This is a genomic window from Pseudomonas sp. BF-R-01, assembly GCF_019946615.1.
In the GTDB taxonomy this organism is placed as follows: domain Bacteria; phylum Pseudomonadota; class Gammaproteobacteria; order Pseudomonadales; family Pseudomonadaceae; genus Aquipseudomonas; species Aquipseudomonas migulae.
Genome location: NZ_JAGYFX010000056.1, coordinates 1 through 26449 on the forward strand (window position 1 = coordinate 1; position 26449 = coordinate 26449).

Sequence of the window (26449 nt, forward strand, 5' to 3'; positions counted from 1 at the left end):
CTGTGCTGGCCTCTTCGCGGGCAAGCCTCGCTCCTACAGGGACAATGCGTAACCTGTAGGAGCGAGGCTTGCCCGCGAAGGCATCACCTCGGTTCCGGATAATCCGGTTAATCTGCAGCGCTGCCCTATGCTATCCAGGCAAGCCATTCACAGGAGTGAAGCATGCGTGTTCTAGCCACAAACAGTCAGGACGATTTCCGCGTCAAAGCCTACGCCGGCACCAACGGCGTGCTGCTGGCCATGGACCTGGCCGAATCCCGCCGCAAAGGCCTGCTGGGTTTCGCCATCGAAAAACAGCAAGGCAGCAAGCCCTGGTTGTTCCTGTTCAATAGCCTGACGTTCCCCGGCAAGGCTCATACGTTCCCGCAGTTTCACGCCACCCCGAGCGACCTCGCGCCGTTGCAGAAATTTCGCTGGGCCGATTACGCGGTCAATCCGGGGATGACGATCCATTACCGAATCCACCTCGCCTATGGCAGCGCCGATGCACCGCAGCTGGGCGAATTTCTGGAGGTAACCGTCACGTCCGACAACGGCCTGCCGCACAATCAGAGTGTGATTTTCAACCGCGCGGTGGCCGCCAGTCAGGCATTCCAGCGCAAGTTTCCCGACCTCGACGCGTTGATCAGCGCCAACAAGAACCTGCCCATCGAGGCCTGGCCCGATGCGCCGCGCCAGTGGCTGGAAAACGGTTTGCTCGGGCGCCTGCTGGGGTTTATCGAACGGGCGGTGGATGGTCAGTGGGCGCTGGACATTGCCATTTACGAGTACGAGTTGCAGGTGATCGTCGATGCCGTCAACGCGGCGTTCGAACGGGGTGTGAAGGTTCGCGTGCTGTATCACGCACAACCGGACGATGACGACACGATCATCAACCAGGCCAGCCTGGAAAAAATCCCGGCGGCGAACAAGCGCGGGCGTGTCACCCATAACATCTTCCACAATAAATTCATGGTGCTGAGCCGGGTCGATGCCGCCGGGCAGCTTCAGCCTGAAGCGGTGCTGTGCGGCAGCACCAACTTCACGCCCAATGGCGTTTATCGACAGGCCAACGTGGTGCATGTGCTGGACGACGCGCGCATCAGCGCCAGCTATCTGCAGACCTTCGAGCAAGTCTGGGCGACACCGGACGACGTCGGCGCCACCCGGCAATGGATCACGCAACACAACCCGATAGACCCGCAGCAACCGTTGTTCGCCGGGTTCTCACCGCGTTCGGGGCAGGGTGATTTGCGGGCGTTTGTCGAGATCATCAACGCCGCGAAAAAGGACGTGCTGTTTGTCACGGCGTTCGCCTTGCCCGATGACATTCTCAACGCGCTGCTCGGCCAGCCCCACGACGACATTTTGCGTTACGGCCTGCAAAACACCGCCAGCCGCATCACCGGTTTTCACGCTGATCGCAGCGCCGAATTTGCCGCGACTGCGCTGCTCAACACCGGGCTGGAGGGCTGGCTTCGAGAGAACATGAAGGGCCAGAAGGGCAACTTGCTGGTGCACACCAAAGCCGTGGTCACCGACTTCACCAGTGATGCGCCGACGATCATCAGCGGCAGCCACAACCTCAGCGCTGCGGCCAGCAACGGCAACGATGAGAACTACCTGATCGTGCGCGGCGATACCGATCTGGCTGATCGTTATGGTTTGGAGTTGCTGCGGTTCTACGAGCATTACCGCTTTCGCTACTTCGCCAAGAAGCTCGCGCTCAAACAGGTGCAGCCGTTGAAGGCGGATGACAGCTGGACTGATGATTATTACCTGGCGGGGGATTTGCGGCAGCTGTCGCGACTGCGATTCTCCGGACGGTAAATCAGTGTATCCAATGGCCCCATCGCGAGCAGGCTCGCTCCCACATGGGATTTGTGTACGCCACCGACCAAATGTGGGAGCGAGACCGGCTTGCCGGCGATGGGGGCGACACGGTCTCCCCGCGTCAGTGGAACTTTGAACTTCCCCCCGATTACTTCCCCATCGCCTGTCGGTACTGCCGCGTACGCCGGCCAATGTACAAACGGTCAAGGATCAGCGCCCAGACTGCCGACACCTCCGGCCGGGGCTTGCGGCCACGGCTCAGGCGCTGGAGCTGGAATTTCACCACAGCCATGCTCGCCAGCGAGGCCAACGGTTTGCGTTTCCACTGGATCGGCGGCAGTTGCGGATGGCTGTTCCGGCCTTCGCGCCAGTGTTTGACCAACTGCGGTTCGAGGGCCAGCGCGGTGCCGATGCCGGCCATGGCGATGCCGCTGTCGAGCACTTGTTCGACGATCGCCAAGCGCCGAATCCCGCCGGTCACCATCACCGGCATACGCGCCACGCTCGCCAGTTCGCCGGCCATTTCCAGAAAGTACGCTTCCCGCGCCAGGGTCCGGCCATCGCGTGCCTCGCCCTGCATGGCCGGTGCTTCGTAGCTGCCGCCCGACAACTCAAGCAAATCGATTGGCTGATCGTTGAGCCACTGGATCACTTGGCGGGCATCGTCGGCGTCGAAGCCACCGCGCTGGAAGTCGGCCGAGTTGAGTTTTACCGAGACGCAGAATTTCGGTGATACGGCCTGGCGAACGGCGCTGATCACGTCGAGCAACAAGCGTGCGCGATTTTCCAGGGATCCGCCCCAGCGGTCGGTGCGGCGATTGGTCAATGGCGACAGGAACTGGCTGATCAGGTAACCGTGCGCCGCATGAATCTGCACGCCGGTGAAACCGGCCTTTTCGGCGAGGGCAGCGCTGGTGGCGAAGCGCGTGATTACCTCGGCGATATCGCCCTCGGACATCGGTTTGGGTTCGGCAAACATCTTGGAAAATGAACCGAGATCCAGTGCCACTGCCGAGGGCGCCCACGCTTGCTGGCCGAGGTTGGCCATGGTCTGGCGCCCCGGATGATTGAGCTGCATCCAGAATTGCGCGCCACCGGAGCGGCCAATCGTTGCCCATTGGCGAAAGCGTTCCATGTCGCGTTCATCTTCCAGCACCACGCCACCGGGGCCGGTCATGGCGCGGCGGTCGATCATCACATTGCCCGTCAGCAACAACCCGGCTTCGCCCCCGGCCCAGGCCTGGTACAAGCGAAACAGTGCATCGGACGGCGCCTGCCCGGTGTCGGCAAGGTTCTCTTCCATCGCCGCTTTGGCAATGCGATTGCCGATTGTCTGGCCGTTGGGCAAATTCAACGCTTGGAAGGGCGACATGCTTGACTCCTCATCAGTGGAGAACAGAGGCTAAGCTTAAAGCTCACTTTAATGTCAAGCAGGAAAACGAGACCGGGATGAAATTTGGTGAATTGGCTCTGGCGCCGTTCAAGCCTTCGCGCTGATGGCGGCAGCCGATGGGGCGGGAATCGGATTGCGCATCAGCGTGCCCACCACCAGCGCCCCCAGCAATGCGAGTAATCCGGCGACCAACAACAAGAGACTGAAGCCGCCGACAAACGCCTGTCGGGCCAACGGTTCGACCACGCTGCGCGCGGCTTCCGGCAACAGGTCCAGCGCTGCCGGCATGTCACCGGCCACCACCCGCGACGCGATGCCCTGAGTCTGGGCGAGCCATTGCGCGCCTTGTGCCGACAAATCTGCGCGCAACAACTGTTCGGCATGGCTGGACAGCAACGCGCCGTATACGCCGATCGCCAGCACGATCGCACTGAAACGCATGGTGGTGCTCATGCCCGAGGCCATCCCGGTGCGTTCCCTGGGCACGCAGGCCATGATGTTTTTCTGCGTGTCGCCGTTGAGCAGCCCGGCCCCCGCGCCGGTGACGGCAATCGCCAGGGCAAAAGGCAGGTAACCGCCGCTGCTGACCGCCCAGGCACTGAGCAGATTGCCGCTGCCGACCAGGGTCAAACCGGCCGCCATCAACGTGGCCGGGGCAAACCGACTGGCCAGGCGCACGCCGATACGCGGGCAAATCAACATGGTCAGGGCAAACGGCAACATGCCCAACCCCGAGGCGATGGCCGAGAAACCCAGGCCGTTTTGCAGATAAAACGGCAGCAACGTCATCATCACCTGCGCGCAGCCGGCGTAGGCAAACATCCCCAGCAGCGCGCCGATGAAGCGCGGATGTTTGAACAATTGCAGGTCGACCATCGGCCGCCGCTGCATCCGCTCGATCACGACGAACAACCCCAGTAACAGCGCACCGCCGATCAGTCGGGCGTAAGTGATCGGGTTGTTCCAGCCGATCCGGTTGGCCTCGATCAGACCCCAGATCAGGCACAACAAACTGCCACTGAACGCCAGGCTGCCCCACGGATCGAGGCGTGCGGATTGAGGGGCGCGGGATTCCGGCACCGCACGCCAGACCATGACCATCAGAAACAGGCCCACTGGCAAATTGAGGTAGAAGATCCAGCGCCAGCCAATGAATTCAGTGATCAAGCCGCCGACGGTCGGCGCGGCGGTCATCGCCACGCCCATGCACGCGCCCCAGAACGCCCAGGCTTTGGCCCGTTCCACTTCATCGTGAAACGTATGGCCGATAGAGGCCAGGGCCGAGGTCAGCAGCAACGCCGCGCCGACCCCCTTGATCGCCCGTGCGATGTCGAGGAACAACGCGTTGGGCGCAGCGCCGCAACCGATGGACGCCAAAATGAAAATGCCCAGGCCGCAGAGCAGGGTTTTCTGCCGGCCGAAGCGGTCGGCGATGCTGCCCGCCGGCAGCAACAGGGCGGCGAAGGCGAGCATGTAGGCGCTGACCACCCATTCGATGTCGGCAAAATTGGCGCCCAGGTCCCGGGCGATCGTCGGCAGGGTGACGGCGACGATGTTGGTATCGAGGACGATCAACGAACACACGCCAGAGGCGGTCAGCAATGTGAGGCGCGGATTGACGCGGCTCATGAGCGGATTGCCTTTTGCACAAGGCTGCTTTCTGTAACGGCGAAAAGGGGTTTGACGTACATGCTGTGGGCTCTCTACTGTGATTGCCGAATGAGCTTATCGCGACCGCATGCCGGCTTCGTTAGCCGAAAACCGGCACTTCATTACCTTTGAGCTAATGCGCCCATGGACATACGGCATTTCCGCTACTTTCTGGCCGTTGCCCGGCAAGGCAACTTCACGCGTGCTGCCGAACAACTCGGTATCGCACCGCCGACCCTGACTCGACAGATCCAGGACATGGAGAACGAACTCGGCACGCGACTGTTCGTGCGCCAGACCCGTGAAGTCAGCCTGACCGAAGCCGGCGCCGCACTGCTGATTGAAGCCGAGGCGACGGTGCGGCAATTCGAGTACGCCCAACGCAACGCCCAGCGCGCCGGGCGAGGGGATATCGGTCATATCGAGCTGGGTTACGTGGCTTCTGCGGTGTACTCGGGCCTGCTGCAAAAGCAGGTGCAGGCGTTCAGCCGCGAATGCCCGGACGTCAGCCTCAACGTGCGCGAAAGCCCGATGGCGAGCTTGCCGGCGATGGTCCTCGAAGGCCGGTTCGATATCGGTTATGTGCGTTCACCCATGACGTTGCCCGAGGGGCTGGAAGCCATTCGCCTCGACGCGGAAGGTTTTGTGCTGGCGCTGTCGAGCGAGTCGTGGCTGTGCCGTTTGACCGAGATCGGCCCGGAGCATTTGCAGGGTGAGACGTTCATTCTGCCAGAGCAGATCAGCGGCACCTTGCAAGTCGCCGCCGAGGGCGGGTTTGCGCCGAAACTCGGGGCGCAACCCGGCGGGCTGGTGGCGGTGCTGGCGCTGGTGTCGCTGGGGCAGGGCGTGGCGGTGGTGCCGGAGTCGGTGGTCGGGCACGTCGGGTTGCCCGGTGTGGTTTACCGGTCGATCAAAGGGTGTGAGGCGAGCTCGTGGCTGTCGTTGGTTTATCGGCGGTTTGAGAAGTCAGCGGCGGTGGTGCGGTATATCGAACGGGTGAAAAACCGTTAAAAGATCGCAGCCTTCTACAGATTTTGTAATGATTTCTGGCTGTAGGAAAAGTCGCTTTCACCTGTACGCTCCAAGGCCTTTTTCCTTTCAGGACTTGCATGAACACCCTCTCGGAGCCCCCCAGTTATCCTTCCCTTCAGCGCCATCGTGCGCGCCTGATACACGCGAAACACCCGGTCTTTCGCCTTCCGAACACCCTTGTCATTGCAGCTCCACGGCCTCTGCGCCGCGCCTTGCCGTGCCCGGCATTCTGAATTCACTGAAGAGATCGAGACGTTTTTATGGAATGGATAGCTGACCCCACCGCGTGGCTGGGCCTGTTGACGTTGATCGTACTGGAGCTGGTGCTCGGCATCGATAACCTGGTGTTTATCGCGATCCTGGCGGACAAGCTGCCGCCCGAGCAGCGTGACCGTGCACGAATCATCGGTTTGTCCCTGGCCTTGCTGATGCGCCTGGGCCTGCTGGCGAGTATTTCCTGGCTGGTGACCCTGACCCAGCCACTGTTCGAGGTGTTCGAGCACAGTTTCTCCGGCCGTGACCTGATCATGTTGTTCGGTGGTGTGTTCCTGTTGTTCAAAGCGACGATGGAATTGCACGAGCGACTTGAAGGCCATGTTGGCCAGCGCTCGTCCAACACGGCTTACGCGCTGTTCTGGCCGATCGTCGCGCAGATCGTGGTGCTCGACGCGGTGTTCTCCCTCGACGCGGTGATTACCGCCGTGGGCATGGTCGATGAGCTGGCGGTCATGATGATCGCGGTGATCATCTCCATCGGTCTGATGATTGTCGCCAGCAAGCCGCTGACCCGTTTCGTCAACGCACACCCTACGGTGATCATGCTGTGCCTGGGCTTCCTGATGATGATCGGCTTCGCGCTGACCGCTGAAGGCCTGGGCTTCCATATTCCGAAGGGCTACCTGTACGCGGCCATTGGTTTCTCGATCCTGATCGAGCTGTTCAACCAGATCGCCCGGGCGCGCCGCAAAAAGTCCATGCAGGGCCTGCGACCGATGCGCGAGCGCACGGCCCATGCGGTCTTGCGTTTGCTGGGGGGGCGCAAACTGGCGGTGGAAGAGGTCGGCGAAGAGATTGCCGACATGCTCGACAACGGCGAGGCGCCTAGCGAAGAGCTGTTCGACCGTCGTGAGCGGGTGATGATCAGCGGCGTGCTGCAACTGGCCGAGCGCCCGATTCGCACGTTGATGACGGTCCGCGCCGACGTCGATCACATCGACCTGTCCGACGACGCAGAAGCCATTCGTACACGGCTGATGCATTCGTCCTACTCGCGCCTGCCGTTGATACGCGACGGCGCGGTGGATGAGCCGCTGGGCTTCGTGCACAAAAAGGAATTGCTCAAGGAATACCTGGCCGGCAACGAGCCGGACCTTGAGCATCTGGCGCGCAAGACCATCAACTTGCTGGACAGTTATTCGATCCTCAATGCCCTGGAACAGATGCGCCAGGCCTCGACGCACATCGCCTTTGTGGTCAATGAGTTCGGTGACTTCGTTGGCGTGCTGACCATGACCGACATTCTCGAATCGATTGCCGGCGAGTTGCCCGACGCCAGCGAAATCGAGGGGCCGGACGTGGTGGAAGAGCCGGGTGGGTTCAGGGTCAATGGTGCGTTGAACCTGATGCGGGTTCGCCAGCGGACCGGGTTCGCCGTAGAACCGACCGAGGACTATCAGACCTTGGCGGGGCTGGTGATGAGCATGCTGGATCGACTGCCGATGATTGGCGACAGCCATGAGTGGGAAGGCTGGCGCATGACGGTGATGGCGGTTGAGGAACGGCGGGTGACGCGGGTGTTCCTGACGCGGATCGGCGGGTGATTATTCGCTGAGTTTGAGGGCCTCATCGCGGTGAGGCCCTCACATTCACCTCAACCCTTCGCGGATTGCTCTTCCAGCTGATCCGACTCAAACAGCTTCGCCAGTTCCGCCCGGGCTTCCTGCGCGGTCTGCAACACTTTCGCCGCATCGTCATACACCGCATGCTGCGCTTCCAGCACTTGCTCGTCGTGATGCTGGAAACGCTTGATCCGCGCATCCGCCTGCGCCTGGGTAAGGCCCAATCCCACCAGCGTGCGTCGGCTCATTTCCAGGCTCGAATAATAGGTTTCCCGAATCGCCTCGGCCCCCAGGTCCACCAACCGGTGCACATGCTGACGGTTGCGGGCGCGGGCGATGATCTTGATGTGCGGATACAGCCGGTGCACCACCTCGGCGGTCTTGATGTTCGTGTCCGGGTCGTCGGTGGCGATGATGAAGTATTCCGCGTGCTCGATCTTGGCCGCGCTGAGGATTTCCGGGCGCATCGGGTCGCCGTAGAACACCGGCACGCCGCCAAAGCTGCGCGACAGTTCGATGGTTTCCACCGAGGTGTCGAGGGCGACGAACTTGATGTTCTGCGCGCGCAGGATACGGGCGACGATTTGCCCCATCCGGCCCATGCCGGCAATCACCACACGCGGCTCGTCGGTGTCGATCTCGCGGAATTTCTCCGGCACCACCACCGGCTGCACCTTGGGGCTGACCAGTCGCGCGCAGATCAGCAACAACAACGGCGTCACCGCCATGGACAGGGTGATGGTCAACACCAGCAGGTCGTACAGGCGCGGTTCGAACAAACCCTGGTCGCGGCCGATCTTGAACACCACAAACGCAAACTCACCGCCCGCCGCCAGTACGATACCGAGGCGAATCGCACTGACCTTGCCCAAACCGCCAGCCAGTCGCCCCACGACAAACAGCAGCGGCAGCTTGATGGCGATCAGCAGCAGGGTCAGGCCCAGCACCGTGATCGGTGCGCTGAGCAGCAGGCTGAGATTCGCGCCCATGCCGACGCTGATGAAAAACAGCCCCAGCAGCAGGCCTTTGAACGGTTCGATCTGCGCTTCCAGTTCGTGGCGGTATTCGGAATCCGCCAGCAGCAAACCGGCGAGGAACGCGCCCAGTGCCATCGATACGCCGACCAGATCCATCAGCCACGCCGTGCCGATCACCACCAGCAACGCGGTGGCGGTGGAAACCTCCGGCAGACCGGTGCGGGCGACCACACGGAACACCGGTCGCAGCAGATACCGTCCGCCGATCACCACCACGGCGATGCTGCCCAAAACGCGCAAGCCGTGGTTCAAATCCTCGGTCGCGGTGGTGGTGTGATCGCCGCCCGCCAGCAACGGCACCATGGCGATCAGCGGGATCGCTGCGATGTCCTGGAACAGCAAAATCGCGAATGCCAGACGCCCATGGGGGCTGGTCAATTCCTTGCGTTCGGCCAGGCTTTGCAGGCCGAAGGCCGTGGAGGACAGTGCCAGGCCCAGCCCCAGCACAATCGCGCTGTTCAACGGCTGGCCAAACACGAACAGCGCCACCACGCCAATCACCGATCCGGTCAGCAGCACCTGCGCCAGACCGACGCCAAACACCGATTTGCGCATCACCCACAAGCGGCGCGGCGACAGCTCCAGGCCGATGATAAACAGCAGCAACACCACGCCGAGTTCGGAAATATGACTGACGCTTTGCGGGTTGCCGATCAGCCCCAGTACCGACGGCCCGATGATCACCCCGGCAAACAGATAACCCAGCACCGCCCCGAGTTGCAGGCGCTTGGCTAAAGGAACGGTGAGCACCGCCGCGAACAGGAACACGACAGCGGCTTGCAACAGGTTGCCTTCATGGGGCATGGGGAAACTCCAGAACTCGGTACGGCGGGGGGTACAAGGATAAAGGCTGAGACGACGGGCGCAAGCCAGGCCTGCAATGATTGTATGGATGGCGCGTTGTTGCGTATTTCACCTGCAACAAAGCCGATGAACAGAAACCCCCAATGTTTATTCAGGTCCTTTTTAGTTGAGAACGAGGGATTTCAACGTGAGGAAAAGTGCCGTCCCATTGCGCATCGATCCGCCGGATTCGCTCACTCAAATCAGGATGGGTTGCAAATAAACGATCCATTGCCGACGACACGCCAGTATTGAAATACAGATGACTGAACTCACCCGCCCTGGCGGCCTTGATGTGCGAACCTTGTGCATGGCCGCCAATCTTTTTCAGTGCGCCGGCAATGCTTTGCGGATTTCGGGTGTACTGCACCGCCGTGGCATCGGCCAGAAATTCACGTTGCCGGCTGACGGCGGCCTTGATCAGACTGCCAAAAAAACTCCCGGCGAATCCGGCTATACACAAAAAAATGCCGATCAGTACACCCGCCAGTTTCAGTCGTTGGTCACGGTGGTTGCTCTGACTCGCTTTGACCAATATCAGGCTGCCCGCCAGTCCGAGCACCAGCAGTCCGCTAATGATTGCCAGCATGTGCATGTTGAGACGCATGTCCCCGTTGTAGATATGGCTGAACTCATGGGCAATCACGCCTTGCAGCTCTTCTCGCGTGAGCAGCGATATCGCACCCTGTGTCACGCCGATCACTGCATCTTCGGGGGTGAACCCGGCCGCGAAGGCGTTGATGCCCTCATCCGGTAACAGATAGACCGTCGGCACAGCGATGCCTGAGGCAAGCGCCATTTCCTCGACGATGTTGATCAGGCGTTGCTCTTCGAGCGTTCGCCCGCCGTGATTGAGCTGACGTCCGCCCAGTTTTTCTGCGATGACCTTACCGCCGGCCCGGAGCTCTGCGTACTTGACCAGACTGCCCAGCAGAACAACGCCGATGATTAACGGCGCCACAACCCCGACGGCTTGCCAGTTGAGGGTCAATCTGCGGCTGCCGTCATTCGCATGGTCAAGACTGAATGCGAGGCAGGTAATGGTGATCAGGCTTAGCACCGACAGGATCATCAATAGGACGAGCAGCGCCGTTCGGTGTTTGGCCTGGCGCTGTTGCTCAAAAAAATTCATCGGACCATCCGTGGGCAAAGCGTTTTAGAAGGAAACCTGAGGTGCTTGTTGAATAGACGCGGTGTCGGGGAATTCCAGCGGGGTGGCATCGGCGGCATGGCCGAAGCGAGCGGCCAGTAGCACGGCGGGGAAGCTTTGTTTGAGATTGTTGTAGGTCAGCACCGCGTCGTTGAACACTTGGCGCGCGAAAGTCACTTTGTTTTCAGTGCTGCTGATTTCTTCACTGAGTTGCTGCATGGCCTGCAAAGCCTGGAGTTCCGGGTAGGCTTCCAGGGTGACATTCAGTCGCCCCATGGCGCTGCTGAGTACACCATCGGCCAGACTCAGTTGCGCAATATTTCGCGCGTCACCCGGTTGAGCCTGGGCGGCCTTGAGCCCGGCCAGTGCGTTGTTGCGGGCGGCGATGACGGCCTCGAGCGTCTCGCGCTCATGGGTCAGATAACCTTTGGCGGTTGCTACCAGATTGGGGATCAGGTCATAACGGCGCTTGAGTTGCACCTCAACCTGCGCGAAGGCATTTGCTATTTCATTGCGGCGGGCGACCAGGCTATTGAAGAGCCCGATGACGTACAGAATGCCTAGAACCAGAACGGCCAAAATGACCAGCAAGACGATGCTGTTAGTGCTCATGGTGTGATGTCCTTGTTCACGGAAGGAGATTTTGCGCAGGATGTTAACGGAAAACCCAAGGCTTGACTGCTTTCGGCCAAGTCAGGTTGATCGTGCAGCTTCATGTCGGCCAGTGGAGCGTCAAAGCCTATTCGCTGTGAACCCGCACCGGGGGCTCGGTGCCCAACCGATACTGATTATTCCCGCTGCGCTTGGCTTCATACATCGCCAAGTCTGCAATATGAATCAACCGGTCCATGCTCGGCGCATGATCGGGGAACACCGCGACGCCCAGGCTGGTGCCGATGTGGCGCTGGTCGTTGCCGATGGTCACGGGGGGAGAGAGTTCGACGAAGATTTTCTGGCAGATGTTGCGGGCTTCGTCTTGCAAACTGCCGCCTTGCGGCAGGCCCTGGAGGATGACCACGAATTCGTCGCCACCGATGCGGGCGACGGTGTCGGTTGAGCGCAGGATTCGCTTCAGGCGCGTGGCGGTGGTGACGAGTACGCGGTCGCCGGCGGCATGGCCGTAACGGTCGTTGATGGCCTTGAAACCATTGAGGTCGACGAACACCAGTGCTACTCGGGTGGCGGTGATACGGGCTTGTTCCAGCGCCTCGGACAGGCGTTCTTCGAGCACCAGCCGGTTGGGCAGGCCGGTCAACGGGTCGAAATGGGCCAGGTGCTGCAGGTAACTGGCGGAGGCTTTTTCCTCGGTGATGTCGCGGACCACGCCCATCATCTTGATCGTTTCATCGTGGTTGTTTTTCACCACGTTGCCGGTCTCGCGCAACCAGCGGATGGTGCCGTCGGGCCAGATGACCCGGTATTCCTCGTCATGGTTCTCGCCGGTTTCCAGGCATCGCAGCTCACCGGCCCGGACCCTGACCCGGTCGTCGGGATGCACGCAGGCGCAAAACAAGGCGTAGGAGGGCGTCACTTCGCCGATCTTGAAGCCGAACATGCCGTAAATCGCGTCCGACCAGTAGAGCCGATCGGTGTCGACATCCCAGTCCCAGGTGCCGATTCGGGCGAAATACTGGCTGCGTTTGAAGCGTTCGGCGTCGCTGTCCTGATGGATGTTTTGTCGTTCGGACAGGTGGGTGATGAGCACGCGATATTCGTCGAGCTGCTTTCGCAGCGAACGCTCGCGACAGATCAGCGCGATAATCAAGGCAAGCAGCAACGCGCAAATGGCTGCGCCGGTCCAGACATGAATCATGCAGAGGTTGCCGTCATGGCGTTTTGATCCCTAGGGTAGGTGCTGCATATCTTAGTTCACGCTTAGTGGCAGAAACAGGCCGTATGGGTTGCCAATCGCGCACGTTTCTGGGAAAACGGCGCCGTTACGTCCAATTGGGCGAGTGAACAATAGAGTGAACATGATGAATGATGAACTGCAGGTAATCGATCTTGAAGCGGGCGACGGCAAAGCTGCCGTCAAAGGTGCGCTGATCACCACCCAGTATCGTGGCTGGCTGGAAGACGGTAGCGAGTTCGATTCTTCCTACAGCCGGGGCAAACCTTTCCAGTGCGTGATCGGTACCGGACGCGTGATCAAAGGCTGGGATCAGGGGATCATGGGGATGCAGGTCGGTGGCAAGCGCAAATTGCTGGTGCCGGCGCATCTGGGCTATGGCGAGCGCACGATGGGGGCGATCCCGCCGAATTCGAACCTGATTTTCGAGATTGAATTGCTGGAAGTTTTGACGCGGGATGATTGATTTGTTGGTTGTGGCCTGAAAACACAAACCTGTCATCCAGATTAGAGGTGATGGCAGGTTTTATGTTCTGCTGGGAGGATTTCCGGTTTTTATTTAGCGAGTCAGATGAAAGTTTCAATATCATCTAGCGTGTCAGCAACGGTCGCTTCAAGTGCCGGGAATTTTGTTTTCGCAGTATCGAGGGCGGGAAGCACTGCGTTCATATCCAATGTTCCGTGTCTGCGGGCTATATGACCGAGCGACGTGATAGCCGATGCCACGACTCGCTCGCTGCCACTGTCGAGATATTTCAAGCAAATGGTCTGGGCCCAAAATCTATCCTGCTCATTCAAGCCAATGGAAATCAGCGCGGTGACAATACTTGTTTCTAAGCCGGTATCAAGAAGACTGACCGCTTCGTCGTGGCTCATTGATGGATCTTGATAGAGAAGACTCACCTTTCAACCCCCAGAATATTTCCTTTGTTGTCGGCTTTTTTAGCCTTGATCAGAGCATTTTTCATATCTTGATGGAGTTTATCCCAAGGCCTGACATGGCCGTGGTAAATGTCCCCTCCCGTACGATCAAAGACGACAAATTCTTTGGTTTCTGGATCAACACCAATCCGACGTGCCGATGTAGGTTTTACCTGCACTGAGTTGTCGAGCGCTTCCTGTCCATTGGCGGGTCCCTTGCTTTTCACTGGGGTATCCGTTTTTCCATGGTAACTGGCTGCATCGAACTCCAGGGTTAAGACGATGTAAAGAGGCTTGATGCCAGAATCAGCCGGGAATACAAGAATGAAATCCTTATACTCAGGCGGGTAGATCGGATTAACGATGATGCTGTCTGCGGCTGGCGTAGGCGGATAAATCCAGATGTGCGGGACTTGTGGAGCACCTTCCAGCGGTGGGATTCCCGAATTGCTGGACGGGTCTACGGCAGGTGTCCATATCAGCGTTGTCCCGTTGCCAAAGTCAGCCACCTGTTGAGAGCCTTGAGCCACGAACTGCACGACGGGAATCATTTCCCAGTCGCTGCGCTTCTGGGTGTTGTACCCATAGCCCTTTAAAATTCCATCGGCCTGTTGTTCTACATGCAGGCGGACACGTGTACGACCTTCCTTGAGTGTCTTGAACTGTTCCTCTGAGTATAGGGAACTGTCCCCAAGACTGGACGGCCAGAGCAGTGCAACGACGCCCGCTAACGCGCCGGCAGCAACACCAGCAGTTATTACCCCTGTACCACCGGCAACTGTGGTCCCGAAACCAGCCGTTCCAGCCCCGCCCAAGAGAAGCGTTCCAAGAGAGCCAGGTAACGCACTACCGCTGATTTTTTTGAGAGGAATGTTTCCTGCCGCGTCCCTTTCGCGACCACCCAGAAGAGAGAAGTTTCCGTAGTCAGCCAGTTTCTCGACAGGAACAAACCCCGCTGGGTTGTCGTGGTCGATTACTCCGTACGGGAGGTTGCAGCTTTTGGTGAACACGCAACCCTTAGTGGGTCGATTTTCCTGCAGAGGTTGCCTGACAATACGATCTTCGTAAGCCTGCTGGCGGGCCATCATGTCGTCATAAGATTTTTGTCTGGCATCCCGCTCCGCCAGTTCGGTTGCGGTCATATACCGGCTGGTGACGTGATGTCCGTCCCCTGAGGGTGGGTTTTGAATCCGTGGAATGTCTGTTTTGCGAGACATGAGCGTCCTTGTTACATCCTTTGAAAGCGATGCGGACGTTATCTCGTGAAGGCTATGCCTGGCTGTAGGACGGATCTGAAAACATGCCTGTTGTTACAAGATTGACTCAATTGATCTTTCCTGAACGGACGTAGTTGTTGGCAATGGTGCTGGGTGTTTTGTTCTTAGATGTTCGCGCGAAAACGATGTTGGTTGTCATGCCGCCATCGCCGGCAAGCCGGCTCCTACAAAGGGCGTTGTAGGAGCCGGCTTGCCGGCGATGAACGATAACGCGGTCGATCAGGCGTTCGGCGAATTGGGGCTAACCCTGAAACGTCTCCCGGTACGCATACAACCCCGGTGTCCCGCCCGTCATCACAAACAGCACGTTGTCCCCGGCGCGAAAACGTTCTTGCTTGAGATCCGCCACCAACCCGGCAAACGCCTTGCCGGAGTACACCGGGTCGATCAACAGACCTTCGGCGCGAGCCATCAGGCGTACGGCGTCTTGCATGGCTTCGGTAGGCAGACCGTAACCTTCGCCCAACTGACTGCCGTCAACGACGATCTCTTCGGGTCGTACGCTGGTATTGCCGCCGAGTAATGCCAGCGTATCCTGGGTCAATTTCAGGGTTCTGGCGGCTGACGATTCCCTATCTGACAACACCGAGTAAGACTTGACCATCGAGGCCCCTCGGTCCAGCAACTGGAAGCCTGCCGCGAGCCCGGCGTGGGTGCCGGCGCTGCCGTTGGGCACCACGACTTGGTTGAAGAGCAGGCCGAGTACCGTCTCCTGCTGCGTGATTTCTGCGGCGCAACGCGCATAACCGAGACTGCCGAGGGGCGTTGAGCCGCCCATGGGAATCACCAGCACCTTGTGCCCCGCGTCCCGAAGTTGCGCCGCGCGAGCCTCGGCCCGGGCGAGCGAGTCGGTGCCTCCCGCCAGCACTTGCAGTTGCGCGCCAAACAATTGGTCGAGCAGCACATTGCCGTTGAGTTCGTAATCCACATCAGTCTTGGGGACCGAGCGCGTCAGGATCAATTCGCAGGCGATGCCCAGGCGTGCGCAGGCTGCGGCGGTCAGGCGCGCATGGTTGGACTGCACGCCGCCGACAGTAATGACCGTATCAATGCCGGCCTGCTGCGCCGCCCCGATATGGAATTCGAGTTTGCGCAGTTTGTTGCCGCCACCACCCAGCAACATGTGATCGTCGCGCTTGAGAAACAGGCGAATTCCCCGCGCGCCCAGGCCCAACAGCTGTTCGAGGCGTTCGGCTCGTTGAATGGGCGTGGGGCCTTGCAGAAGGTCTGCTCGCGCAAATGCGCTCAGGGCTTTGTCCAGTTGGGTTTGCATCGATGGCGCCTCGCTGACGTTTATCAGAGTGACTCTAGGGAGAAAGTCACTCGCGATAAACGCATTGCCAGTCATTACACACTTAACCTGATGTAACAAATGCGCCGGCGTGATCTTCACGAGAACAGCGGGATTCGGCCATTCAGGGAAGGGCGGTAGCGCCAGGTCAAGTGCTCCAGCGCGGGTTTCAAGGCCAGAATCTGCCTCAGCGTGGCGCTGGCGATACTCATGGCCAGCACCTGCCCCGGGCATTGATGACGACCGGCACCGAAGGTGAAACTGCGTCGCTGCGGGCGTTCAAGCATGAATGCATCAGGCTGCTCATTGAACTGCGGATCGCGATTGGCCGACGCCAGCATTACCAGGATCACATCGCCCGCATTGAAGTTCATACCCTCGATTTCACAGGATGCGGCGACGAAGCGACGGGTGTTCTGTACCGGCGGATCGAAGCGCTGGACTTCGGCCAACAGGTCGTCAATGTTGATCGAATCGTTCAGCCACTGCGGATGTCGAATCAACGCCAGTAACGCATTGCCGATCAGCCCGGCGGTGGCTTCATAGGTTTGGGAGAACAGGCCGATGAGGTTGGCAATCAGGGCTTCGCTGTCGGCGGAGGTTGCCGAAAACCGCTGGCGGATACCGGCAAGAAGGGCGCTTTGATTGTCCGGGTCGTCCAGCAGCTCAATGAAACAACCACGCAACTGTTCCGCCGCCGCATGGGCAGCGTCCAGGTGTGCCTGAGCGCTGAGGGGCGACAGGCACGCGACGAAATCCCCGGTCAGCTCGCTGATCACCCGAGCCTGTGCGGGCGAAAACCCCAGCAACGCCGCCACTACGCACACCGGGCCAAGAAACATTGCCTTGTGCAGCCCTTCGGCGTCGGGGCTGAGCAACCGCGCACCGAACAACGCATTGACTTCCTCCCCGTCAATAAGCGCCACCTCCGGCTGGATCGCCGATCTTGGGCAACGCTGGCGTTCGCCCTCGTTCATCCGCATCAACTGACTGAAGACCTTGCCGGCCATGCCACCGGCAATGGCCTTGGGCACGGGTTCGTGAGTCGGCCGCACGTGACAGTCAGGATGCGCCAGCACCGCCGCCACCGCTTTGGCGCTACTGGCCACCCACAGTTTCAGTCCCTGGTGAAAAACCAGTCCGCCTTGAGCGCGCAGTTGCGCGTAATACGGATAAGGATCGGCATGAGTCGCAGCGATGATCGGGTCCATGGGTCGCAGCCTTGTTCGTGGTGGGAAAAGTGTTGCTACTATCTCCAGTCCGAAAGGGGCTTGATTCGTCCGGGAGCGAAATATGAACGCAGAACTTCACGACCTCGGTGTTTCACAGGTGGCGGCGGCCATTGCCGAACCGGCCCGGATCAGAATGTTGTGTTCTTTGATGGATGGCCACGCCCGTACCAGCACTGAGTTGGCGGCGATTGCCGAAGTCAGCGCTTCCACTGCCAGCGTGCATCTGGCCAAACTCAAGGACCTGGCGCTGCTGCGTCTGCATGTTCAAGGGCGTCATCGCTATTACAGCCTCGCGGACAAACGCGTGGCCCAGGCGCTGGAAGCGTTGATGGTGATCGGCCAGAACACCGCGCCGACGTTTAACCCACGCACTCCGGACCGCCTGCAATTTGCCCGCACGTGCTACGACCACATGGCCGGCACGCTGGCGGTGTTGCTGCATGACCGGCTGCTGGAAAAAGGCTGGTTGCTGGAAACCGATGAACAGGCTTATCGGTTGAGTGACAGCGGCGAGGCGTTGTTCGAAGGGCTGGGCATTGAAGTCAACGACCTGACCACGCAGCGCCGACGGTTTGCCTGCCCGTGCCTGGACTGGAGCATGCGCCGCCCGCATCTGGGTGGTTCGTTGGGCGCGGCGTTGCTGCAAACGGCGATCAAGCGCAAATGGGTGACGCAGGATCTGGACAGCCGGGCGCTGACGTTGACCGCGTTGGGCCGCAAGGAAATCGGCGCCCGGTTTGACCTGAAGCAAAATCTGCCCGTCGGCGCGCTGATTCCGGGATTGATCACCCAGGCCGGTCAGGTCAGCGGCATCAAGGGCAGGGTGGGCAAGCGCCTCACACTGGCAAACGGAGTTTCTGACTGATAAAGAAAGACTCTCCCTGAAAAACACAGAGCCTGTAGGAGCCAGCTTGCTGGCGATGAGCTCAAGTGCGTCGCGGTGAACCAGTCCGTACGCGTTATCGTTAACGACCATCGCCAGCAAGCTGGCTCCTACAATGGATCGGGCTAAGCCAGTGGAAGCCCCAAAAGAAAGCCCCCCATCGCCAAGACGATGGGGGGCTTGGATGCAGCAGAGGTCAGGTCAAACCTTGACGATCCAGCCTGCTGGCGCTTCGATCTCACCGGTTTGCACGCCAGTCAGCTCTTTGTAGAGCTTCTGGGTGACCGGGCCGACCTCGGTTTCGCTGTGGAACACGTGCAGGTGGTCGTTGTAGCTGATACCGCCGATCGGGGTGATCACGGCAGCCGTACCGCAAGCGCCGGCTTCCTTGAAGTCGGACAGCTTGTCGATGAACACGTCACCTTCAACCACTTCCAGGCCCAGACGCGTCTTGGCCAGTTCGATCAACGACAGACGGGTGATGCCCGGCAGTACCGACGGCGAGTTCGGGGTGACGAACTTGTTGTCGTGGGTGATCCCGAAGAAGTTGGCCGAACCGACTTCCTCGATTTTGGTGTGGGTCATCGGGTCCAGGTAGATGCAGTCGGCAAAATGCGCCTTCTTGGCCTGGGAACCAGGCATCAGGCTGGCGGCGTAGTTGCCACCGACCTTGGCTGCGCCGGTGCCTTGTGGGGCGGCACGGTCGTAGCTGGAGATCAGGAAGTTGTGCGGGGTCAGGCCACCTTTGAAGTAAGCGCCGACCGGGATGCAGAAGATCGAGAAGATGAACTCGGGTGCGGTACGCACGCCGATGTTGTCACCCACGCCGATCACGAACGGCCGCAGGTACAGCGCGCCGCCGGTGCCGTAAGGCGGGATGAAACGCTCGTTGGCGCGGACCACTTCCTTGCACGCTTCGATGAACTGCTCGGTCGACACATGCGGCATCAGCAGGCGGGCGCAGCTGCGCTGCATGCGGGCGGCGTTCTGGTCCGGGCGGAACAGGTTGATCGAACCGTCCTTGCAACGGTAGGCCTTCAGGCCTTCGAAGCATTGCTGGCCATAGTGAAGGGCAGTCGAGCCTTCGCTGATGTGCAGCACATTGTCTTCGGTCAGGGTGCCTTTGTCCCACTCGCCATTACGCCAGTGCGACAGATAGCGCTTGTCTGTCTTGATGTAATCAAAACCCAGCTTGTCCCAATTGATGCTTTCGTTACCCATGACACCCTCTATCACTTAACAACCGTCGAAACGGTTCAAGGCTTCTGACGTTTTTTGGATGGGGACAACAATACTTCATTCCGGGCCCAATTCGCAGCCCGGAATGCAATCCTTGTAGGAGCCGGCTTGCCGGCGATCGATACGACTCGGTGTGCCAGATATACCGCCATCGCCGGCAAGCCGGCTCCTACAGGTTCGGCGTACGCTTTGTTTTACAGGTGCAGCGCGTGGCCAAGAGCCCGCAGCGCGGCTTCCTGGACGGCTTCGCCCAAGGTCGGATGCGCATGGATGGTGCCGGCGATGTCTTCCAGCCGGGCGCCCATTTCCAGGCTTTGGCCAAACGCGGTCGACAATTCCGAAACACCCACGCCAACGGCCTGCCAGCCAACAATCACGTGATTGTCCCGACGAGCGACCACTCGCACGAAGCCGCTTTTCGATTCCAGCGTCATCGCCCGGCCATTGGCCGCGAACGGGAAGCTTGAAACGATGCAGTCCAGGCCCGCAGCCTTGACCTCGTCCGGGGTCTTGCCGACCACCACCAGTTCCGGGTCGGTGAAGCACACGGCAGCGATAGCCGTCGGGTTGAACTCGCGGGTTTTACCGCTGATCAGCTCGGCCACCATCTCGCCTTGAGCCATGGCCCGGTGCGCAAGCATCGGTTCACCGCTGAGGTCGCCGATGGCGTACACGTTGCGCATGCTGGTCTGGCAACGGTTGTCGATCTTGATCGCCGAGCCGTTCATGTCCAGATTCAGCGCTTCGAGGTTCCAGCCCTGGGTGTTGGGTTTGCGGCCAACGGCGACCAGTACCTGATCGGTTTCCAGGTTCAGGGTTTCGCCGTTCGGTTCGAGAACCTGCAAGGTATTGTTATTAGAATCAAAGCCTTGGACGCTGTGCTTCAAGTAAAGCTTCACGCCGAGTTTTTTCAATTCATCATGAACAGGCTGGGTCAGTTCAGCGTCGTAAGCCGGCAGGATACGATCCTGCGCCTCGACCACACTGACGTCGGCGCCAAGCTTGCGATAGGCAATCCCCAGTTCCAGACCGATGTAACCGCCACCGACCACCACCAGCCGTTTTGGCACCGACGTCGGCGCCAAGGCTTCGGTGGAGGAGATGATCGGCCCGCCAATCGGCAGCATCGGCAGGTTCACGCTTTTCGACCCGGTGGCGAGCACCAGGTGCTCGCACTGAATGCGCGTGTCGCCGACTTCTACGGTTTTACCATCGATAACTTTCGCAAAACCTTGAATAACCTGGATTTTGTTCTTTTTCAGCAGCGCCGAAACGCCAGTGGTCAGGCGATCAACGATGCCGTCCTTCCACTCGACGCTTTTGCTGATATCGAGGGTCGGCGCCGAGACGCTGATGCCCAACGCAGAGTGTTTGCTGTGGTGCTGCGTCTGGTGGAACTGCTCGGCAACGTGGATCAACGCTTTCGACGGGATACAGCCGATGTTCAGGCAGGTACCGCCCAACGATTCGCCTTCTACCAGAATGGTCGAGATGCCCAACTGACCGGCACGGATCGCCGTCACATAACCGCCAGGACCGCCACCGATGATCAGCAGCGTGGTGTTCAAAATCTGCATGCCTTACTCCACAAACAAGGTAGCGGGTTGTTCGAGCAAGCCACGAACGGCCTGGATGAATTGCGCCGCGTCCATGCCATCGACCACGCGGTGATCGAAGGAGCTGGAGAGGTTCATCATCTTGCGGATCACGATCTGGCCTTTGACCACCATTGGGCGTTCGACGATTTTGTTGACGCCGACGATCGCCACTTCCGGCAGGTTCAGCACCGGGGTGCTGACGATTCCACCCAACGCGCCGAGGCTGGTCAGGGTGATGCTCGAACCGGACAATTCATCGCGGCTGGCCTTGCCGTTACGCGCGGCGTTGGCCAAGCGGGAGATTTCGGCGGCGTTATCCCACAGGCTGCGGGCTTCGGCGTGACGCACCACGGGCACCATCAAACCGATGTCGGCTTGAGTGGCGATGCCCACATGCACTGCGCCGAGGCGGGTGATGACCTGGGCTTCGTCGTCGTAACGGGCGTTGATCTGCGGGAAGTCGCGCAGGGCGACGACCAGGGCGCGGACCAAAAATGGCAACAGGGTCAGCTTGCCACGGGTCGCACCGTGTTTTTCGTTCAGGTGCGCACGCAGTTCTTCCACGGCCGTGACGTCGATTTCTTCGACATAACTGAAGTGGGCAGCGCGCTGAGTGGCGTCCTGCATGCGCTGGGCGATCTTGCGGCGCATGCCGATCACCGGGATCTGTTCTTCGTCGTTACGCTGGGCGTAAGCGGCGGTGGCAGTCGTTGCATTCGACTGACCTTGCGCAAGATAGGCGTCCAGGTCTTCGTGCAGCACACGACCGGCAGGACCAGTGCCACGCACCAGGCGCAATTGAATGCCGAGGTCCAGTGCATGTTTGCGCACGGCCGGGGAGGCCAGCGGACGCTCGTCGGCTTCGCGAGCCACCATCGGGCCCTGGCAGACGGCCGCTCGCGGCGCTGCGGCAGTAGCCGGTTTGGTTGCCACAACAGCTTCGACTTTGGGTGCCGGTGCTTCTTTCTCGGCGGCAACCGCAGGCTGGGCCGACTCTTTAACGTTGCCCGCGCCTTCGACTTCAATGCTGATCAGGATGCTGCCAACCGCCATGACTTCGCCGGGCACGCCGCCCAGCGAAATGACCTTGCCGTGCACCGGCGAAGGGATGTCGACCATCGCCTTGTCGGTCATGACATCGGCCAGCACCTGATCTTCGACGACCATGTCGCCGACTTTGACGTGCCATACCGACAGTTCAACTTCTGCAATGCCTTCACCAATGTCCGGCATTTTAATAACGTGCGTGCCCATTCAGACCTCCATAACCCGATGCAAAGCCGCGCCCACTCGGGACGGACCAGGGAAATACGCCCACTCTTGCGCGTGCGGGTAGGGGGTGTCCCAACCGGTGACGCGTTCGATCGGCGCTTCCAGGTAGTGGAAGCAGTGCTCTTGCACCAGGGCAGCCAGTTCGGCACCGAAACCGCAGGTGCGGGTCGCTTCGTGAACGATCACGCAACGGCCGGTTTTCTTCACCGACTTGGTGATGGTTTCCAGGTCCAGCGGCCACAGGCTGCGCAGGTCGATGACTTCAGCGTCGATCCCGGTTTCTTCAGCGGCGACTTGCGACACATAAACGGTGGTGCCGTAAGTCAGGATGGTCACGTCCTTGCCCGGACGGGTGATGGCGGCGACGTCCAGCGGTACGGTGTAGTAACCGTCCGGGACTTGCGCAGCCGGGTGTTTCGACCATGGCGTGACCGGACGTTCGTGGTGACCATCGAACGGGCCGTTGTACAGGCGTTTTGGCTCCAGGAAGATCACCGGGTCATCGTTTTCGATGGAGGCGATCAGCAGGCCCTTGGCGTCGTACGGGTTGGACGGCATCACCGTGCGCAAGCCGCAGACCTGGGTAAACATCGCCTCGATACTCTGGCTGTGCGTCTGCCCACCGTAGATGCCGCCGCCGCAAGGCATGCGCAGGGTCATCGGGGCGGTGAACTCGCCGGCCGAGCGATAACGCAGGCGGGCGGCTTCGGAAATGATCTGGTCCGATGCCGGGTACACGTAGTCGGCGAACTGGATTTCGGCCACCGGACGCAAACCATAGGCGCCCATGCCCACGGCAACACCGACGATGCCGTTTTCGGAGATCGGCGCATCGAACACGCGGGAGGTGCCGTACTTGTTCTGCAAGCCTTCGGTGCAACGGAACACGCCACCGAAGTAGCCAACGTCCTGACCAAACACCACGACGTTGTCGTCACGTTCAAGCATCACATCCATGGCCGAGCGCAGGGCCTGGATCATGGTCATGGTGGTCGTGGTCATGGCGGTTTCCGGTTGAATATTGTTGTTGTGATCGTTCATGTCAGATCCCCAACTCTTGACGCTGGCGCTTCAAGTGCTCCGGCATCTCTTTATAGACGTCTTCGAACATGGTCGCGGCGCTCGGAATCTGGCCGCCGGCGAGGGTGCCGTACTGCTCGGCTTCTTTCTGCGCGGCGATGACTTCGGCTTCCAGTTCGGCGCTGACGGCGACGTGTTCCTCTTCGGACCAGTGACCGATTTTCACCAGGTGCTGCTTCAGGCGCGCAATCGGGTCGCCCAACGGGAAGTGGCTCCAGTCGTCGGCAGGACGGTATTTGGACGGATCGTCGGAGGTCGAGTGCGGGCCGGCGCGGTAGGTGACCCATTCGATCATGGTCGGGCCAAGGTTGCGGCGGGCGCGCTCGGCAGCCCAGGCGGAAGCGGCGTAGACCGCGTAGAAATCGTTACCGTCGACGCGCAGGGAGGCGATGCCGCAACCGACGCCACGACCGGCGAATGTAGTGGCTTCACCACCGGCAATCGCCTGGAAGGTGGAGATGGCCCATTGGTTGTTGACCACGTTGAGGATCACCGGCGCGCGGTACACGTGGGCGAAGGTCAGGGCGGTGTGGAAGTCCGACTCGGCAGTGGCACCGTCGCCGATCCAGGCCGAGGCGATTTTGGTATCGCCCTTGATCGCCGAGGCCATGCCCCAGCCGACAGCCTGGACGAATTGGGTGGCGAGGTTGCCGGAAATGGTGAAGAAACCAGCTTCCTTGACCGAGTACATGATCGGTAACTGACGGCCTTTGAGCGGATCGCGCTCGTTGGACAGCAACTGGCAGATCAGGTCCACCAGCGGCACTTCACGTGCCATCAGGATGCTTTGCTGGCGGTAGGTCGGAAAGCACATGTCGTCGATGTTCAAGGCCAGGGCCTGGGCGCTGCCGATGGCTTCTTCGCCAAGGCTTTGCATGTAGAACGACATTTTTTTCTGACGCTGGGCGACCACCATGCGGTTGTCGTAGATCCGCGTCTTGAGCATGGCGCGCATGCCTTTACGCAGGATCTCCACCGGTACGCCTTCGGCCCACGGGCCCAGGGCATTGCCCTGATCGTCGAGCACGCGAATCAGGCCGCGGGCCAGATCGGCCGTGTCGGCGGGTTCAACGTCGATTGGGGGTTTGCGCACCGTGCCGGCATCGGTCAGATGCAGGTAGGAGAAGTCGGTTTTACAGCCTGGACGGCCCGAGGGTTCAGGGACGTGCAGGCGCAGCGGTTCATACGCTTGGTTCATGGCTTCTACGCTCGATCTTGTGAATTTCTTGTAGTGAGCTGACCGTCATTCCACGTGTTATGGAAATCTTGTCCTACAAACATCATAGGCCCGGCGCAGGAGAATATTTATCTGTGTTTCGTTGCGTTGGTGGTCATTTGAGGTTAAAAAATCTGCATAAACAAAAATAACAGGTGGTTTTTTCTCATGCGCAAATTGGACCGTACCGATATCGGCATTCTCAACAGCCTTCAGGAGAACGCGCGCATCACCAACGCCGACCTCGCACGCTCGGTGAATCTCTCGCCGACGCCGTGCTTCAACCGGGTCAAGGCGATGGAAGAATTGGGCCTGATTCGCGAGCAAGTGACGCTGTTGGACGCCGACCTGTTGGGGCTGCATGTGAATGTGTTCATTCATGTCAGCCTGGAGAAACAGGTGGAGGAGGCGTTGCAGCATTTCGAAGAAGCGATCTCGGATCGCCCGGAAGTGATGGAGTGCTATTTGATGGCGGGTGATCCGGATTATCTGATCCGGGTGCTGGTGCCGACCATTCAGTCGCTGGAGCGTTTCATGATGGACTTCCTCACCAAAGTGCCCGGTGTGGCGAACATCCGCTCAAGCTTTGCGCTGAAGCAGGTGCGCTATAAAACCGCGCTGCCGCTGCCGGCGAATGGATTGACCCTGACCAATTGACCTGCCCCCCCCCAAAAAAACACCACAAAACCTGTAGGAGCCGGCTTGCCGGCTCCTACAGGTTTTGTGGTGGGGGCGGGTTGGTGCGGCACCGCGCAATTGTGGGAGCCTGGCTTGCCAGCGATGGCGGTTTCGGGATCGCCATCGCCAGCAAGAGTCAGAGTTTGTTCAGGGGGATTTTCAGGTAGGTGACGCCGTTTTCCTCGGGCGGTGGCAAATTCCCGGCTCGTACGTTGACCTGAATCGCCGGCAACAACAGCGTCGGCATACCCAGCCCCGCATCGCGCCGGGTGCGCATGGCGACGAATGCCGCTTCGTCGATGCCGTCATGGATGTGGATGTTGCTCTTGCGCTGCTCGCCCACCGTGGTCTGGCACTGGGGTTTGCGATTTTCAGGAGGATAGTCGTGGCAAACGTAAAGCCGCACGCTGGCCGGAAACGCCAGCAGCTTCTGGATCGAGGCGAACAATTGATTGGCATTCCCGCCGGGAAAGTCGCAGCGCGCAGTGCCGACATCCGGCATGAACAACGTATCGCCCACCAGAATGACACTGCTGTCGATCAAATAGGCCATGTCCGCGGGCGTGTGACCGGGCACGTGCAGCGCCGTGGCCTTGAGGTTGCCGATCATGAACGATTCGTCCGGGGCGAACAGGTGATCGAACTGCGAACCGTCCACGGCAAATTCCGGCTCAAGGTTGAACAGGCCTTTGAACACGCCCTGCACCTTGCTGATCGACTGACCAATCGCAATCCTGCCGCCCAGCTCCCGACGCAGATAAGGCGCGGCAGACATGTGATCGGCGTGGGCATGGGTTTCCAGCAGCCATTGCACCTGCAACTGATGTTCACCCACAAAGGCGATGATTTTATCGGCCTGGGTGGTGGCGGTGCGCCCGGCGGCCGGGTCGTAGTCGAGTACCGGGTCGACGATTGCACACTGGCTGCCGTCGGCCTCGTAAACGACGTAACTGTAGGTCGATGAGGCGGGGTCGAGGAAGGCTTCAATCAAGGCGGGCATGGTGGCCGTTTCTTTTGGGACAGGTGTTCAGGGTAGTTTCATTTTCCCTGCGCTGACCAGCCCCGATCAATTCAATGCAGGAAAAAAGCTGCGCGGGCTCTATCCTGTCAGTCATCGATACCGGGCGTTCCCGGCTCTTCTCACGGATCACGAGCGTT

Annotated in this window: 22 protein-coding genes; 6 read left to right on the forward strand and 16 right to left on the reverse strand. The window is 59.9% G+C overall.

The window, feature by feature from the left end; all coding sequences use genetic code 11:
- Nucleotides 1–162: 162 nt before the first annotated feature.
- A complete protein-coding gene (locus KGB27_RS19855) occupies nt 163–1809 on the forward strand; it encodes a phospholipase D-like domain-containing protein (protein WP_223555943.1) in 1647 nt (548 codons plus the stop codon).
- 151 nt (nt 1810–1960) lie between these two features.
- Here KGB27_RS19855 and KGB27_RS19860 read toward each other — a convergent pair whose 3' ends face one another.
- Both KGB27_RS19860 and KGB27_RS19865 read right to left on the reverse strand, forming a co-directional pair.
- Nucleotides 1961–3184: an NADH:flavin oxidoreductase/NADH oxidase family protein gene (locus KGB27_RS19860; protein ID WP_223555946.1), complete on the reverse strand. Its 1224-nt coding sequence runs from the start codon at nt 3182–3184 to the stop codon at nt 1961–1963.
- Nucleotides 3185–3292: 108 nt separating this feature from the next.
- Nucleotides 3293–4834 (reverse strand): MFS transporter, encoded by a 1542-nt coding sequence (locus tag KGB27_RS19865; RefSeq protein WP_223555949.1) that lies wholly within the window; start codon nt 4832–4834, stop codon nt 3293–3295.
- Nucleotides 4835–4999: 165 nt separating this feature from the next.
- Here KGB27_RS19865 and KGB27_RS19870 point away from each other — a divergent pair, with 165 nt between their 5' ends.
- Together KGB27_RS19870 and KGB27_RS19875 are read left to right on the forward strand one after the other, a co-directional pair.
- Nucleotides 5000–5866, forward strand: a complete 867-nt coding sequence (locus KGB27_RS19870; protein WP_008040050.1) for a LysR family transcriptional regulator — start codon at nt 5000–5002, stop codon at nt 5864–5866.
- Nucleotides 5867–6147: 281 nt separating this feature from the next.
- A complete protein-coding gene (locus tag KGB27_RS19875; protein ID WP_223415963.1) occupies nt 6148–7707 on the forward strand; it encodes a TerC family protein in 1560 nt (519 codons plus the stop codon).
- 50 nt (nt 7708–7757) lie between these two features.
- Here the strand turns inward: KGB27_RS19875 and KGB27_RS19880 are convergent, their stop codons facing one another.
- The 4 genes from KGB27_RS19880 to KGB27_RS19895 all read right to left on the reverse strand — a co-directional run bounded on the left by KGB27_RS19880 (nt 7758) and on the right by KGB27_RS19895 (nt 12568).
- Nucleotides 7758–9566, reverse strand: a complete 1809-nt coding sequence (locus tag KGB27_RS19880; protein ID WP_223450492.1) for a monovalent cation:proton antiporter-2 (CPA2) family protein — start codon at nt 9564–9566, stop codon at nt 7758–7760.
- Nucleotides 9567–9717: 151 nt separating this feature from the next.
- Entirely contained in the window at nt 9718–10737 is a 1020-nt protein-coding gene (locus tag KGB27_RS19885) for a M48 family metallopeptidase (RefSeq protein ID WP_223555952.1), read from the reverse strand.
- 24 nt (nt 10738–10761) lie between these two features.
- A complete protein-coding gene (locus KGB27_RS19890; protein WP_192416579.1) occupies nt 10762–11367 on the reverse strand; it encodes a LemA family protein in 606 nt (201 codons plus the stop codon).
- Between the two features lie 127 nt (nt 11368–11494).
- Nucleotides 11495–12568, reverse strand: coding sequence for a sensor domain-containing diguanylate cyclase (locus KGB27_RS19895; protein WP_008040041.1), 1074 nt, complete (start codon nt 12566–12568; stop codon nt 11495–11497).
- 163 nt (nt 12569–12731) lie between these two features.
- On the opposite strand from KGB27_RS19895, the gene KGB27_RS19900 reads away from it, so the two are divergent.
- Nucleotides 12732–13070: an FKBP-type peptidyl-prolyl cis-trans isomerase gene (locus KGB27_RS19900; RefSeq protein ID WP_032832522.1), complete on the forward strand. Its 339-nt coding sequence runs from the start codon at nt 12732–12734 to the stop codon at nt 13068–13070.
- A gap of 101 nt (nt 13071–13171) precedes the next feature.
- Here KGB27_RS19900 and KGB27_RS19905 read toward each other — a convergent pair whose 3' ends face one another.
- From KGB27_RS19905 to KGB27_RS19920, 4 genes are all read right to left on the reverse strand, one after another.
- On the reverse strand, nt 13172–13480 hold the full coding sequence (locus tag KGB27_RS19905; protein WP_219739876.1) for a hypothetical protein: 309 nt from the start codon (nt 13478–13480) through the stop codon (nt 13172–13174).
- Nucleotides 13481–13503: 23 nt separating this feature from the next.
- Nucleotides 13504–14742 (reverse strand): S-type pyocin domain-containing protein, encoded by a 1239-nt coding sequence (locus tag KGB27_RS19910; RefSeq protein WP_223555954.1) that lies wholly within the window; start codon nt 14740–14742, stop codon nt 13504–13506.
- Nucleotides 14743–15043: 301 nt separating this feature from the next.
- Complete coding sequence (locus KGB27_RS19915) at nt 15044–16075, reverse strand: D-cysteine desulfhydrase family protein (RefSeq protein ID WP_223555957.1); 1032 nt, start codon at nt 16073–16075, stop codon at nt 15044–15046.
- 116 nt (nt 16076–16191) lie between these two features.
- Nucleotides 16192–17304, reverse strand: a complete 1113-nt coding sequence (locus KGB27_RS19920) for a cytochrome P450 (RefSeq protein WP_223555960.1) — start codon at nt 17302–17304, stop codon at nt 16192–16194.
- An 82-nt stretch (nt 17305–17386) separates the two neighbouring features.
- On the opposite strand from KGB27_RS19920, the gene KGB27_RS19925 reads away from it, so the two are divergent.
- Nucleotides 17387–18190, forward strand: a complete 804-nt coding sequence (locus KGB27_RS19925; RefSeq protein ID WP_223555963.1) for an ArsR/SmtB family transcription factor — start codon at nt 17387–17389, stop codon at nt 18188–18190.
- Nucleotides 18191–18409: 219 nt separating this feature from the next.
- Here the strand turns inward: KGB27_RS19925 and KGB27_RS19930 are convergent, their stop codons facing one another.
- The 5 genes from KGB27_RS19930 to KGB27_RS19950 form a co-directional block, all read right to left on the reverse strand.
- Nucleotides 18410–19429 (reverse strand): branched-chain amino acid aminotransferase, encoded by a 1020-nt coding sequence (locus KGB27_RS19930; RefSeq protein ID WP_008034076.1) that lies wholly within the window; start codon nt 19427–19429, stop codon nt 18410–18412.
- A 212-nt stretch (nt 19430–19641) separates the two neighbouring features.
- Nucleotides 19642–21024 carry a dihydrolipoyl dehydrogenase gene (lpdA, locus tag KGB27_RS19935; protein WP_192416574.1) on the reverse strand — a complete coding sequence of 461 codons (1383 nt, stop codon included), beginning with the start codon at nt 21022–21024 and terminating at the stop codon, nt 19642–19644.
- A gap of 3 nt (nt 21025–21027) precedes the next feature.
- Complete coding sequence (locus KGB27_RS19940) at nt 21028–22299, reverse strand: dihydrolipoamide acetyltransferase family protein (protein ID WP_223555965.1); 1272 nt, start codon at nt 22297–22299, stop codon at nt 21028–21030.
- On the reverse strand, nt 22300–23358 hold the full coding sequence (locus KGB27_RS19945) for an alpha-ketoacid dehydrogenase subunit beta (RefSeq protein ID WP_223555968.1): 1059 nt from the start codon (nt 23356–23358) through the stop codon (nt 22300–22302).
- Nucleotide 23359: 1 nt separating this feature from the next.
- Nucleotides 23360–24595, reverse strand: a complete 1236-nt coding sequence (locus KGB27_RS19950) for a 3-methyl-2-oxobutanoate dehydrogenase (2-methylpropanoyl-transferring) subunit alpha (protein WP_008034068.1) — start codon at nt 24593–24595, stop codon at nt 23360–23362.
- Between the two features lie 186 nt (nt 24596–24781).
- Between KGB27_RS19950 and bkdR the strand changes: the two genes are divergently transcribed.
- A complete protein-coding gene (gene bkdR / locus KGB27_RS19955) occupies nt 24782–25270 on the forward strand; it encodes a Bkd operon transcriptional regulator BkdR (protein WP_008034067.1) in 489 nt (162 codons plus the stop codon).
- 157 nt (nt 25271–25427) lie between these two features.
- On the opposite strand, the gene KGB27_RS19960 is transcribed toward bkdR, so the two are convergent.
- Nucleotides 25428–26291 (reverse strand): MBL fold metallo-hydrolase, encoded by an 864-nt coding sequence (locus KGB27_RS19960; RefSeq protein WP_008034066.1) that lies wholly within the window; start codon nt 26289–26291, stop codon nt 25428–25430.
- Between the last annotated feature and the right edge of the window lie 158 nt (nt 26292–26449).